This window comes from Azotobacter tropicalis (genome assembly GCF_059739045.1).
Genome location: NZ_AP046059.1, coordinates 2368127 through 2380692, shown reverse-complemented (window position 1 = coordinate 2380692; position 12566 = coordinate 2368127). Strand labels below are relative to the sequence as shown.

The window sequence follows — 12566 nt, the reverse complement described above, 5'->3', positions numbered from 1 at the left end:
CACTAGCGTCCGGCCAGGCGTCCACCCTGGGTCAGCGTCCAGTCCACCAGTTGCCGGCTCAGTTGGTCGCCGGCCGTGCCGAAGGCCGCGACCACGCTGTCGAGCCGTTCGTCGCGGGCGTTCTGGCGCACCTCGAAGCGGCGACTGGCGAGGATGCGCTGGCTGGCGCTGTGCACCAGATTGACGTCGAGGCTGATCCTTACCTGCGGCTTGCCGTCGACGTATTCGCTCTGAAAGCGGCGCAGGTCGCCGAGCAGCTCCAGATCGGCGTACAGGTGGTTGTCGTCGCTGCTCACCGAGGCCGTGCGGCCGTCCTCGCGGAAGGCCTCGATCAGCCGGTCGCGCAGCAGCGTCGGCGCGTCGTCGCTCCAGCGGGCGCCCTGGTAGGCGCTGATCCGGTTGCCTTCCGGCATCACCGCGATGCGCGCGCTGCCGAGCATGCGGTCGGCCTTGGGGGTGGAGATGCGCAGCGACTGGGCGAGGCGGGCAGTGGCGGCCTGGGTTTGGAGCGGCTCGCCGGGCAGGCGGTAGACGTGGATCGGTTCGGCCTCGGGCAGCACCGAACAGGCGCTCAGGCTGCCGAGCAGGAGGAGCAGGGCAAAGGGGGGGCGACTCATGGCGCGAACTCCTGCATCTGCTCTCGGCCGAAGAGGAAGCCGGAGGGGTTGTCTTCCAGATGGCGGGTGACCCGGCGCAAGCCGCCGAGGGTGGCGCGCAGCTCGCTGATCGCCGGCCCCAGGTCGGCGATGCCGTTCATGCCGCTGTTCAACGCCTGCTGGTTGTCTTCCAGCAGGCGATCCAGGCGCGTAGTGCTGCGCTCGAGGGCGCTCATCGAGCGTTGCGCGCTAGTCAGCAGCTGACGGCCGTTGTCGTCCAGCAGGCCATTGGCATTGCGCGCCAGGCGGGTGGTCTCCTCGAGCAGGCGGCTGGTCTGCTGGCCGAGTTGGTTGAGCTGCTGCATCGCCAGGCCCAGGTCGGTGCGTTGTTCGGCGAGTGCGCCGGTGGCCTCTTCGAGGTGCTCCAGGGTGCGGCCGAGGCGGCCGGCATTTTCCGTCGAGAAGAGATGAGCGGCACCGTTCAGGATGCTGTTGATGCTACCCATCACGTCCTCGCCCTCGTCGAGCAGGGTGCTGAGCGGCGAAGGGTCGGCGACGATCAGCGGTGGCTTGCCGCCTTCGCCTTCGAGGCGCGGGCTTTGCGGCGTGCCGCCGAACAGCTGGATGCTGCGGGCGCCGGTGATGTTGGCCAGCAGCAGGCGGGCGTGGGTGTCCCGCTTGACCGGCGTGCCGCTGTCGATGCGGATGCGCGCGCGGGCCATGCGCGGATCCTCGGGGTCGAGCCAGAGCTGTTCCACGTCGCCGACTCGAATGCCGCTGTATTCCACCGGGCTGCCGACGCCCAGGCCGCTCACCGAGTGGTTGAACAGGATCTCGTAATGGTCGAACTCGCGGTCCAGGCTGGACTTGCTCAGCCAGAGGGCGAGGAGCAGGGCGGCGACCACCGCCACGACGGTGAACAGACCGATCAGCACATGATGAGCGCGGGTTTCCATCAGGGAGTCTCCTGCAGTTCGGCGGCCTGTTGTGCCGCGCGGCCGCGCGGGCCGTGGAAGTATTCGCGAATCCAGGGGTCGTCGATGGCCGCCACCACCGCCAGGCGGTCGGCGACCAGCACGCGCTTCTGGGCCAGCACCGCGACCCGGTCGCAGCTGGTGTACAGGGTGTCGAGGTCGTGGGTGACCAGGAACACGCTGAAGCCGAGGGCATCGCGCAGGGTCAGCAGCAACCGGTCGAAGGCCGCCGCGCCGATCGGGTCGAGCCCGGCAGTCGGCTCGTCGAGGAACAGCACCTCCGGGTCCAGCGCCAGGGCGCGAGCCAGGGCGGCGCGCTTGACCATCCCGCCGGACAGCTCGTCCGGGTACTTGCCGGCGGCGTTGGCCGGCAGTCCGGCCAGCGCCAGCTTGAGCCGGGCCAGGTGCCCGGCATCGGGGCGCGACAGCCCGGCATGCTCGATCAGCGGCAGGGCGACGTTCTCCTCGAGGTTCAGCGAGGTGAACAGGGCGCCCTGCTGGAAGAGCACTCCGAAGCGCCGCTCCAGCCGGGAGCGCTGCGTGGCCGGCAGGGCCAGCAGGTCCTCGCCGAACACCTCGATGCGCCCGGCGCTGGGCCGCTGCAGGCCGACGATGCTGCGCAGCAGGACCGACTTGCCGGTGCCGGAGCCGCCGACCACGCCGAGGATCTCGCCACGGCGGATGTCCAGGTCGAGACCGTCGTGCACCGTCTGCCGGCCGAAACGGTTGACCAGGCCGCGCACCCGGATCAGGGGCTCCTGCGGCGGCAGGCCGGCGCTCACCAGCCCATCTCCATGAGGAACAGGGCGGCCAGGGCGTCCAGCAGGATCACCATGAAGATCGACTGCACCACGCTGGAGGTGGTGCGTTCGCCGACCGACTGGGCGCTGCCGCCGGCCTTGAAGCCTTCCAGACAGCCGATCACGGCGATCAGGAAGGCGAACAGCGGCGCCTTGCCAAGGCCTACCAGGTAATGGTTGACGGGGATTTCCTGCTCGAGGATGGCGAAGTACTGCACCGGCGAGATATCCAGCGCCAGAACGCAGACCGCCAGGCCACCGAGGATGCCGCAGAGCATGGCGATGAAGGTGAGGATCGGCAGGGTCACCAGCATCGCCAGCACCCGCGGCAGGACCAGCAGTTCGATCGGGTCGAGACCGATGGCGCGGATCGCGTCGATTTCCTCGTTGGCCTTCATCGACCCGATCTGGGCGGCGAAGGCGCTGGCAGTGCGGCCGGCCATCAGGATGGCGCAGAGCAGCACGCCGAATTCGCGCAGAAAGGAGTAGGCCACCAGGTTGACGGTGTAGATGGTGGCGCCGAACTGGCCGAGTACGGTGGCGCCGAGAAAGGCCACCACCGCACCGACCATGAAGGTCAGCAGGGCGACGATGGGCACGGCGTCCAGGCCGGTCCGCTCCATGTGCGCCACCAGCGGGGTGATGCGCCAGCGCCACGGGCGCGGCAGGCTCAGCAGCAGGGTGCTCAGGGTCAGGCCGATGAATCCGTACAGGGTGCGCTGCTGCTCCCAGAGCATCTCGACCACCCGACCGATGTGGGCCAGTTCGTCGCGTAGGGTGGAGCGCTCCGGTTCCTCTTCGGGGGCGGCGGCCGACGCGGCCACGGCCATGGCGACCGTGCGCAGCAGGGCCTGGCGTTCGGCCGGCAACTGCGGCGCCCAGCGGGCGACGTCGGCGAGACGCGCGGCGCCGAGCAGTTCCACGAGCAGGCCGGCGCCGGCGGTGTCGAGGGCGCCCAGACCGTCCAGCTCGACCGGGCAGGCGGCATCGAGTTGCGGCCGGGTGCGCTCGATCTCACGCTTCAGGCGCGGGTAGTGTTGCAGCGTCCAGTCGCCGGCGATGCTCAGCCCGGGGGGCTGGCCGGCGCCGTGCAGCTGCAGCTGACCTGGCGGTGAGGGAGTCGGGTGCATCGTTGTCCTGCGCATGTCGCCATTGTGCTGGGGTTCACGACGAGTCTCGGACGGATCATAGCAGTCCCCTTTTTCGATCACAGCATGCGCCAGGCGGTACGCCCGGATATGTTCAAGGCCGTGGCTCTGCCGCTAGGCTAGGGGCTTTTCATGCGAGGATGTTCCGTCATGTCCGACCGCTCCGAAACACAGACTGCCCGAGTACCGCTCAGTGCCGTCGAGGTACGCATCCTGGGCAGCCTGATCGAGAAACAGGCGACTACGCCGGAAAGCTACCCGCTGACCCTCAATGCCCTGTTGCTCGCCTGCAACCAGAAGACCAGCCGCGAGCCTTTGATGAACCTCGGCGCGGGACAGGTCGGCCAGAGCCTGCGCCAGTTGGAGGAGCAAGCGCTGGTGCAACTGGTCATGGGCAGCCGGGCGGACCGCTGGGAGCAGCGTCTCGACAAGGCCCTGCAGCTCACGCCGCCGCAGCTGGCGCTGGTCGGGCTGCTGCTGTTGCGTGGCCCGCAGACGGTCAACGAGCTGCTGACCCGCAGTGCCCGTCTGCACGGCTTCGAGGATGGCGAGGATCTGCAGCATCAGCTGGAGCGGCTGATCGGCCGCGATCTGGTCTGTCGGCTGCCGCGTCAGGCAGGGCAGCGCGAAGAGCGCTACATGCACCTGCTGGGCACGCCGGAGGATCTGGAGGAGCTGCTGACCGCGCGTGCGAGCCAAGTGGGTAGTGGCGACGCAATGGCCGGAGGACGGATCGAGGCACTGGAGGCGCGCATCGCCGAACTGGAGGAGCGGCTGGCGAAACTGGAAGGGATGTCGGCGGGTGCAACGCCGCAGTGAACGGGAAGGGCCTCCCTCGCGCGAGGGATTCGCCCAAAGCACAGAGGGGAGCCTAGGCTCCCCTCCAAATCGACTTTGTGCTTTGTTCTTCTTGTGCTCGATCTGTTGTTGTTCTTGTCGACCGCCACCCTGAAGATGCTTCAGTCAGCCCCAACCGGGACCAAGAGCAAACGTATTTCTTTGATCGCCGATATCGCGATGACCACCAGGTGATCCAACCAGTCCGGGCGCTACCTCAAGGTAGTTTTATTGTTCTCTGTCCGGCTGCGGGGCCTTGACCCCAGAACGCGTATCCTCTCCAAAAAAATCAGTTTGCGCCGTCTCTGCCGTGCTTATTTTTGTTATGTCAGAGTCGTTTCATGTTGTTGTTCTAGCAGTGCCATTTTTTATTTTTGTTGTGCATGAGATAGAGCATTACCCGTGCCAAAAAATAAAAACCTTTAAAATCATAAAGTTAATAAAAATGCCTCTTTCTGCCAGGTCTGCGAAGGGGAAAATCTGTTTCCGTTTCACCCAAATTCGCTACCCATAGCACAGAAAGGGGTAACAGCCGGGCACCCACCACTCTTGGGGGTAACGCCCGGCTGTTACCGGCGCTCAGTCCGGCCTCACTGGCTGGAAAAGCGCGCCGGGGTTTCGTTCTGGCTGGCGAGGATCGCGCTGGCCAGTTCCATGTCGCTGGCCTGCAGGTGCGGGTTGCTCTCGCGCAGTTGCTGCAGCGCCGCTTCCAGATAGGGGCCGCGGATCTGTCCGTCGCTGGCCACGAAGCTGCCGGCGTCCTCCTGGGCGGCAACGATCAGCTTGTCATCCTTGACGGTCAGGTAGGTCGAGGCGGTGGTGAGGCCGGAAGAGATGATGTCGCGCAGGAAGTCATCGTCGTGGGCCTGCACTACGCCGAAGGGGAGGATGGCGAGGGTGACGGCGAGGCCGGCGATCTTGCTTTTCATGAGGAACTCCAGGGAATGATGCCTAAATGAGATCACTCCGCTGGGGTTCGAGTTCCCCCGACCAGGGGCGCGGAGGCAGCCGGTCCGATCAGCGGTCCAGCAGATGCCGGCGCCAGTGTTTCCAGAGCAGCAGCAGCGGTATCGACAGGCTGAAGAACAGCAGCAGCTGCAGCTTCCAGGACAGGTCGGGCAGGACCTGCAGCAGCACGGCGAGGCCGGTGGCGACCAGGGCCGTCCACAGCAGGTAGCCGCCGGCATCGAAGACTTCGAGGATCAGCAGCAGGATGCCGAGGCCGAGCCAGTGCCAGGGCGACAGCCCTTGCAGAAAGGTCAGCAGCATCGGTGACTCCGCAGGCCGGCACAGGCCGGGCCGGGAGGTGAACAGGCAATGCGATGGCTTGGCATGGGGGCTCCGTGGCGGTGGCTAGAGAAAGGGCAGTGTCGGGGGCGAATCCTGCCGGGTCAGCGCTGCTCGCTCTGTGGGGTGACGCGCATGACCTCCTCCAGGGTGGTCGCTCCGGCGGCGACCTTCAGGGCGCCGGACAGGCGCAGGCTGCGCATGCCGTCCTTGAAGGCGGTACGACGCAGGGCGAGCAGGTCGGTGTCGGCGCCGATCAGCGGCTTGATGGCATCGTTCAGCAGCATGATCTCGTAGACCCCGGCACGCCCGCGGTAGCCGGTGTCGCGGCATTCCGGGCAGCCCACCGCCCGCTGCGCTCCGCTCGGCAGCGGGGCGTTCCAGGGACGGGTCAGTCCCTGCCAGTCGGCCGCGTCGAGCGTGACCGGCGCCTTGCAGTGCGGACACAGGGTGCGCACCAGGCGCTGGGCCATGACCCCGAGCAGGGTGGCCTTGATCAGGTAGTAGGGCACGCCCAGCTCGAGCAGGCGGGTGATGGCGCTGGGGGCGTCGTTGGTGTGCAGGGTGGAGAGCACCAGATGGCCGGTGAGCGCCGCCTGGATGGCCATCTCGGCGGTTTCCAGATCGCGGATCTCGCCGACCATGATGATGTCCGGGTCCTGGCGCATCAGCGCACGCACGCCGCTGGCGAAGGTCAGGTCGATGTTGTGCTGCACCTGCATCTGGTTGAACGCCGGTTCGATCATCTCGATGGGGTCTTCGATGGTGCAGACGTTGACCTCCGGCGTCGCCAATTGTTTCAGCGTGGTGTAGAGGGTCGTGGTCTTGCCCGAGCCGGTCGGCCCGGTGACCAGGATGATGCCGTTGGGCTGGGCGGTCATGCTCTGCCAGCGGCGCAGGTCGTCGGCGGAGAAGCCGAGGGCGTCGAAGCTTTTCAGCAATACCTCGGGGTCGAAGATGCGCATCACCAGCTTCTCGCCGAAGGCGGTCGGCAGGGTGGACAGGCGCAGCTCGATCTCGCCGCCGTCCGGGGCCTTGGTCTTGACCCGGCCGTCCTGCGGCTTGCGCTTCTCGGCGACGTTCATCCGGCCGAGGGTTTTCAGCCGGCTGACCACCGCCATGGTTACCTGCGGCGGGAACTGGTAGACGTTGTGCAGCACGCCGTCGATGCGAAAGCGCACGGAGCCCTGCTCGCGGCGCGGCTCGATATGGATGTCGCTGGCGCGCTGCTGGAAGGCGTACTGGAACAGCCAGTCGACGATGGTGACGATGTGCGCGTCGTTGGCGTCCGGCTCCTGGTCCGCCGCGCCGAGCTTGAGCAACTGCTCGAAGTTGCCGATGCCGCTGATCTTCTGTTCCGTGGCCGAGGCGCCGCTGACCGACTTGGCCAGGCGGTAGAACTCCACGGTGAAGCGCTGGATCTCCGCCGGATTGGCCACCACCCGGCGGATCGGCCGCCGGAGCACGTGGGTTAGGTTGGCCTCCCAGGCACTGACGAAGGGTTGCGCGCTGGCGACGGTGACGCTGTCCGGGCCGACCGCCACCGCGAGGATCTTGTGGCGCTGGGCGAAGGCATAGGACATCAGCGGGGTGACCGCGGCGACGTCGATCTTCAGCGGGTCGATGCGCAGGTAGGGCTGCCCGGCGTGTACGGCCAGCCACTGGGTGAGGCTTTCCAGGTCCAGCTTGCGGCCGGGCTGACGACGGTCGTCGAGCTGCTGGGCGGCGAGGAACTCCAGGGGATGCTGCTGGTTGTTCAGCGCGCTGCGACGGATCGCCAGGCACTGCTCGGCACTGTCCTGGCCGATCCGGCCTTCGGCGACCAGCTCGCGCAGCAGGTCGCCCAGGTCGAGCCAGCGGTCCCCGGGGAAGAAGCGATGGAAGGCATGCGGGATCTCGGTGGTTCTGCATCGCCCGCCAGCATGCCCGATGGGGCCGCCGGGGCGAAGCGCCGGGCGGCTTCAGAGGCCTTTTCCGTGATCCAGGTCGAGGCTCTGATCGCGCCGGGCCCTGGCTTTGGAGGGGGGCGTGAGGCCCATGGAGACATAGATGCTGGTCAGTTCGTCGATGCCCATGTTCGCCGGGCGCACCCAGTCCACCGGCACGTAGAGCAGCCCGCCGCCGACCGGGATCGGCGCGGTGGGCACCAGAATGGCATGGTAGCTGCGTCCCTCGATCTCGATCGGCGCGGGACTCGGCAGCAGCGCCAGCACGGCGGTGCCGTCGCCGCCGAAGAAGCACCAGACCGGGCTCATGGCGCCGATGTCGGGGTTCTTGTCCTTGTCCAGCAGGGCGACGAAGCGGTCCGCCAGGTTGTAGAGCTGGCCGATCAGCGGGGTGCGCCGCAGGGTGACGTCGATCAGCCGGGTCAGCGGCCCGCGCAGGCCCAGTTGCACGGCCAGGCCCAGCGGATAGAGGCAGGCGAGCAGCACGAAGCCGCCGAACAGGTAGGCCAGCGACGGGTTGCTCACGAAGTACTGGCCGAGGCCCGCGGAGATCTGCCCGGCGAGGGTGGAGGGGCCGATCAGGCGGTTCAGCAGACTGACGATCCAGCCCACCAGCACCAGGGTCAGGGTCAGCGGCAGGAGCGCCAGGAGGCCGGTCAGCCAGGTGGCGAAGATCGTTTTGAGACTTAGCTTGAACATTGCGTGCGTCCGGACGGAATCGCGCGGCAGGGCCCGCCCTGCCGGCGGGAGCCTATTTCAGCAGCGCTTTCCAAGGTTTCAGGGTCGCCACGGTCTGCGCCTGGGCGGCGCGCCGCTCGCGCAGCTCGTCGTCCAGCGGGCGGGCGGCCAGTTCGCCGAGCTTGACCAGTTCGCCGTACAAGCGGTCTGGCTCGGGCATTTTCAGCGCAGTGCGGGCAAGGCGCAGCCAGACTAGCATACGCTCGAGACGCGGAAGTTGTTCCGTTAGGCCTTCCGGCTGCTGCCGGTAGCGCGGCAGCGGCAAGGCCTGCGCCTCGTCGGCCAGCAGGTGCGTCAGCCAGCGGCCGAGCGGCGCGGCGCCCTGGCGCTGGCCGGTGGCGCTGCGCCGGGCGGTCCAGGCGCGGGTCAACAGCCAGCGCGAGGCCTCCAGCGAGAACAGTCCCCAGCGGGGCTGTTCCAGCTCGGCAGCGAAGCGGGCCGGGGCCGCCTGACGCTCGGCTTCGTCGTCCTGGCCAGCGGCCAGCGTCGGCCGCCAGTCCTGGATCAGCGCGTCCAGGGCGGCGCGCAGCCCGCTGGAGCTGGCCCGCGGAGCAGCCTGGCCGAGACTGCCGAGCAGGGCGCGCAGGTCGATCAGCTGGGCGAGCCATTGTTCCAGCAGTTTCCAGTGGCCGCTGAAGCGGTACTGTTCGGCCAGCCGCTGGCTGCTGCCGAGCAGATGCCAGGCCAGGAGCGCGAAGGCCTCGTCCAGCGGCAGCTCCGTGCCGAGGGTCGGCACCGGCAGGGCGAGGGCGTAGCTGGCCGGATCGAACAACCGGTAGCCGCGCTCGGCCTTGCTGATGTCGCAGGGCATCAGCGGCAGGTCGGCGGCCAGGGCGAGGGCCAGCTCCAGCAGCGCGACGGGTTCGCCCTCGCGCAGCTCCAGCTCCAGCTCGCAGATTTCCTCCTCGCGCGGGCCGGCGACCACCCTGCCCAGATCCAGCGCCGCCTCGACGGCGATCCGCTGCCCGTCGCGCTGCCAGACCAGATCGGCCTTCTCGCGGACGAAATCGGTGCTGAAGAGCGGCTGCAGGGCGGCCTTGTCCAGGCCGGCCAGTTCCGCCGGCCAGCACTGGTCGTCGAGCCGCGCCGGGTCCAGCCGGGGCTCATCCAAATACCAGTCCCATTCGTTGCGTTCGGACAGCCCGGCGACGCTCTGGCCGCGGCTCTTCAGGGTCTGGATGTACTGCTCGCCGTCGCGCCGCAGGCGCAGGGCGACTCGCGCGCGGGCCAGGTCCCGCGCCGGGGTGTCGTAGTACTGGTTGAACAGCTCGTGGCGCTGCCAGCCGTGCTCGCTGCGCGCCTTCAGCAGGGGATGCTCGCGCAGCGCGGCGAGAGTGGCGCGGCTGACCCGCAGCTTGATTTCGGTTTCCTTGACCATCGTCGACTCCGGTTGCTCACGCGAACAGCAGGGTGCCCAGCCAGAAGAGGCCCGCCGCGAGCGACATCGAGGCCGGCAGGGTGAGCACCCAGGCGGTCAGGATGTGGCGTACGGTGTCGCCCTGCAAGCCGCTGCGATTGGCGACCATGGTGCCGGCGACGCCCGAGGACAGCACATGGGTGGTAGACACCGGCAGGCTGAAGACGTTGGCCAGGCCGATGGCGCTGACGGCGGTGACCTGCGCGCACATGCCCTGGGCATAGGTCATGCCCTGGCGGCCGATCTTCTCGCCGACGGTGAGCACCACGCGCTTCCAGCCGATCATGGTGCCCAGGCCCAGGGCCAGGGCGACCGCCAGGATCACCCAGAAGGGCGCGTACTCGGTGGTGGCGGTGAGGTCCTTGCGCAGCTTGTCCAGGTCGACCTTCTCGCGGGCCGGCAGGTTTTTCAGGCGACCGACCCGCTTGGCCGTGTCGTCCAGGCAGAGCAGGTAGCGGCGCACCTGGATGCGCTGCTCGGCAGGCATGCTCTTGTAGTCGGAGATGCCCGCCAGGGCGCCCAGCAGGGCGGCGATGGTCGGCTCGGTGAGCTGGGGATCGCAGCGGAAGTGCTTCGGCAGTTCGGTGCCGTTGTGCTTGCCGAGCGCCAGGTAGTCGCGCAGCTCATCGTGGTTGCGCTGGTAGAACTGGCTGAGGTGGACCGCTGCGTCGCGGGTCCGCTCGATCTGGTAGGTGGTGCTGTTCAGGTCGAGGACGAACTTGGTCGGGACGATGCCGATCAGCACCAGCATGATCAGGCCGATGCCCTTCTGACCGTCGTTGGAGCCGTGCACGAAGCTCATGCCCATGGCGGAAACCACCAGCACCAGACGGTTCCAGAACCGCGGGCGCTTCTTGCCCCGGCCTTCCCGGCGCGCCCGGCGCTCGCTCGGCGTTTCGTGCATCTTGCTGAGCGGTCTCCACCAGCGCAGTCCCAGCAGCATCAGCGCGGCGACGGCGAAGCCGGCCAGCGGCGAGAAGATCAGCGACAGTGCGATGTCGATCGCCTTCTGCCAGTTCACCCCTTCGCCCAGGGGAATGTCGGTGAGCAGGGCATTGGCCAGGCCGACGCCGAGGATCGAGCCGATCAGGGTGTGCGAGCTGGAGGCGGGAATGCCGAAGTACCAGGTGCCGAGATTCCAGGCGATGGCCGCGCTGAGCAGGGCGAACACCATCACCAGGCCGCGGCTGGTATCGACGTTGATCAATAGCTCCACCGGCAGCAGGTGGACGATGGCGTAGGCCACGCCGACACCGCCGAGCAGCACGCCGAGAAAGTTGAAGCAGCCGGACAAAACCACCGCCATGTGGGGCGGCATGGCCTTGGTATAGATCACGGTGGCGACGGCATTGGCGGTGTCGTGGAAACCGTTGATGAACTCGAAGGTCAGGACGAAGAGCAGGGCGAGGATCAGGCTGATCGCGACCCAGGCGTCCAGTCCGCTGAAAAGATCGAACATGAAGGTTTTGTGACCGCACGGTAAGGGGGGCGCGATTATGCCAGATGCGGGTGGTTCCCGTGCCGGGTCGTGACCGTCCGGGACGAATGGCGACCGGCGTTCCTTCGCCCGGCGCCTCGGCCTATGATGGGCGCATGCCCTGTCAGGAAGCCCGTCGATGCCCATTCCCCCGCTCAAGCAGCAGTTCGCCGAGCTGATCGCCCTGCCGTCGGTGAGCTGCACCCAGGCCGCCCTGGACCTGCCCAACCGTCCGCTGATCGAGCGCCTGGCGAGCTGGCTCGGCGACCTCGGCTTCGCCTGCGAGATCCAGGACATCGCCCCCGGCAAGGCCAACCTGCTCGCCACCTACGGCACGGGTCCCGGCGGCCTGGTGCTGGCCGGCCACAGCGACACCGTGCCCTTCGACGCCGCGCTGTGGCAGAGCGACCCGCTGGCCCTGCGCGAGGCCGACGACCGCTGGTACGGTCTCGGCAGCTGCGACATGAAGGGCTTCTTCCCGCTGGCCATCGAGGCGGTCAGGCCGCTGCTCGACCAGCCGTTCCGCCAGCCGCTCTTGATCCTCGCCACCTGCGACGAGGAAAGCTCGATGGCCGGGCCCGTGCCCTGGCCGCCGCCGGCCAGCCGCTCGGCCGCGCCGCGGTGATCGGCGAACCGACCGGGCTCAGGCCCATCCGCCTGCACAAGGGGGTGATGATGGAGCGCATCGACATCCACGGGCGAAGCGGCCATTCCTCCGATCCCAGCCTCGGCAACAGCGCCCTGGAGGCGATGCACGAGGCCATCGGCGCGCTGCTCGAACTGCGCGGCCAGTGGCAGCGCGAATTCCGCAACCCGCTGTTCAACGTGCCGCAGCCGACCCTCAACCTCGGCTGCATCCACGGCGGCGACAACCCCAACCGCATCTGCGGCCAGTGCGCCCTGGAGTTCGACCTGCGGCCGCTGCCGGGCATGGACCCCGAGCAGCTGCGCGCGGCGATCCGCGGAAAATTGCAGCCGCTGGCCGAGCGGCGCGGCGTGCGTCTCGACTACGCCCCGCTGTTCCCCGGCCTGCCGCCGTTCGAACAGGCGGCCGGCAGCGAGCTGGTGCAGCTCGCCGAGCGCCTCACCGGGCACCGCGCGGAGGCGGTGGCCTTCGGCACCGAGGCGCCCTATCTGCAGCAGCTCGGCTGCGAGACGCTGATCCTCGGCCCCGGCGACATCGCCTGTGCCCACCAGCCGGACGAATACCTGGAGCTGGCGCGGATCGCGCCGACCGTGCAGCTGCTGCGCCAGCTGATCGGGCATTATTGTCTGAATCCCGCCTGAGCGGCGCAGTTCGTAGGGTGGACAACGCCGCAGGCTTGTCCACCATGGTGGATGGCTCC

The 12566-nt window shown here is 68.1% G+C and carries 11 protein-coding genes and 1 pseudogene; 2 read left to right on the top strand and 10 right to left on the bottom strand.

What is annotated here, in order from left to right; genetic code table 11:
* Positions 1-2 precede the first annotated feature (2 nt).
* The 4 genes from Atro_RS11225 to Atro_RS11210 are packed head-to-tail and all read right to left on the bottom strand — an operon-like array spanning position 3 to position 3383.
* Positions 3-617, bottom strand: coding sequence for an ABC-type transport auxiliary lipoprotein family protein (locus Atro_RS11225; RefSeq protein ID WP_497922315.1), 615 nt, complete (start codon positions 615-617; stop codon positions 3-5).
* The gene (locus Atro_RS11220; RefSeq protein ID WP_497922313.1) at positions 614-1552 is read right to left on the bottom strand and encodes an MlaD family protein; all 939 of its coding nucleotides are present in this window, start codon (positions 1550-1552) and stop codon (positions 614-616) included. The genes Atro_RS11225 and Atro_RS11220 overlap by 4 nt, the downstream gene beginning before the upstream one ends.
* The gene (locus tag Atro_RS11215; RefSeq protein ID WP_497922311.1) at positions 1552-2352 is read right to left on the bottom strand and encodes an ABC transporter ATP-binding protein; all 801 of its coding nucleotides are present in this window, start codon (positions 2350-2352) and stop codon (positions 1552-1554) included. Before Atro_RS11215 ends, Atro_RS11220 begins: the two co-directional genes overlap by 1 nt.
* Positions 2349-3383, bottom strand: coding sequence for an MlaE family ABC transporter permease (locus Atro_RS11210; RefSeq protein WP_497927666.1), 1035 nt, complete (start codon positions 3381-3383; stop codon positions 2349-2351). Before Atro_RS11210 ends, Atro_RS11215 begins: the two co-directional genes overlap by 4 nt.
* A gap of 285 nt (positions 3384-3668) precedes the next feature.
* On the opposite strand from Atro_RS11210, the gene Atro_RS11205 reads away from it, so the two are divergent.
* The gene (locus Atro_RS11205; protein WP_497922309.1) at positions 3669-4337 is read left to right on the top strand and encodes a YceH family protein; all 669 of its coding nucleotides are present in this window, start codon (positions 3669-3671) and stop codon (positions 4335-4337) included.
* A gap of 608 nt (positions 4338-4945) precedes the next feature.
* Here Atro_RS11205 and Atro_RS11200 read toward each other — a convergent pair.
* The 6 genes from Atro_RS11200 to Atro_RS11175 form a co-directional block, all read right to left on the bottom strand.
* Positions 4946-5284: a DUF2388 domain-containing protein gene (locus Atro_RS11200; protein WP_497922307.1), complete on the bottom strand. Its 339-nt coding sequence runs from the start codon at positions 5282-5284 to the stop codon at positions 4946-4948.
* Positions 5285-5372: 88 nt separating this feature from the next.
* Positions 5373-5624 carry an NfeD family protein gene (locus tag Atro_RS11195; RefSeq protein WP_497922305.1) on the bottom strand — a complete coding sequence of 84 codons (252 nt, stop codon included), beginning with the start codon at positions 5622-5624 and terminating at the stop codon, positions 5373-5375.
* A 122-nt stretch (positions 5625-5746) separates the two neighbouring features.
* Entirely contained in the window at positions 5747-7537 is a 1791-nt protein-coding gene (gene tfpB / locus Atro_RS11190; RefSeq protein ID WP_497927665.1) for a type IV pilus assembly ATPase TfpB, read from the bottom strand.
* Positions 7538-7603: 66 nt separating this feature from the next.
* Complete coding sequence (locus Atro_RS11185) at positions 7604-8287, bottom strand: DUF502 domain-containing protein (RefSeq protein ID WP_497922304.1); 684 nt, start codon at positions 8285-8287, stop codon at positions 7604-7606.
* Positions 8288-8339: 52 nt separating this feature from the next.
* Positions 8340-9704 carry a CYTH domain-containing protein gene (locus tag Atro_RS11180; protein ID WP_497922302.1) on the bottom strand — a complete coding sequence of 455 codons (1365 nt, stop codon included), beginning with the start codon at positions 9702-9704 and terminating at the stop codon, positions 8340-8342.
* A gap of 16 nt (positions 9705-9720) precedes the next feature.
* Positions 9721-11202, bottom strand: coding sequence for an inorganic phosphate transporter (locus Atro_RS11175; protein ID WP_497922300.1), 1482 nt, complete (start codon positions 11200-11202; stop codon positions 9721-9723).
* A gap of 157 nt (positions 11203-11359) precedes the next feature.
* On the opposite strand from Atro_RS11175, the pseudogene argE reads away from it, so the two are divergent.
* Positions 11360-12507, top strand: a pseudogene (gene argE, locus Atro_RS11170) (acetylornithine deacetylase).
* Positions 12508-12566 lie beyond the last annotated feature (59 nt).

Excerpts from the sequence above, each read along its gene's own strand:
- Atro_RS11180 (WP_497922302.1), bottom strand. The coding sequence starts at position 9,704 with ATGGTCAAGGAAACCGAAATCAAGCTGCGGGTCAGCCGCGCCACTCTC.
- Atro_RS11175 (WP_497922300.1), bottom strand. The coding sequence starts at position 11,202 with ATGTTCGATCTTTTCAGCGGACTGGACGCCTGGGTCGCGATCAGCCTG.
- Atro_RS11200 (WP_497922307.1), bottom strand. The coding sequence starts at position 5,284 with ATGAAAAGCAAGATCGCCGGCCTCGCCGTCACCCTCGCCATCCTCCCC.
- Atro_RS11205 (WP_497922309.1), top strand. The coding sequence starts at position 3,669 with ATGTCCGACCGCTCCGAAACACAGACTGCCCGAGTACCGCTCAGTGCC.
- Atro_RS11220 (WP_497922313.1), bottom strand. The coding sequence starts at position 1,552 with ATGGAAACCCGCGCTCATCATGTGCTGATCGGTCTGTTCACCGTCGTG.
- Atro_RS11195 (WP_497922305.1), bottom strand. The coding sequence starts at position 5,624 with ATGCTGCTGACCTTTCTGCAAGGGCTGTCGCCCTGGCACTGGCTCGGC.
- Atro_RS11185 (WP_497922304.1), bottom strand. The coding sequence starts at position 8,287 with ATGTTCAAGCTAAGTCTCAAAACGATCTTCGCCACCTGGCTGACCGGC.
- Atro_RS11225 (WP_497922315.1), bottom strand. The coding sequence starts at position 617 with ATGAGTCGCCCCCCCTTTGCCCTGCTCCTCCTGCTCGGCAGCCTGAGC.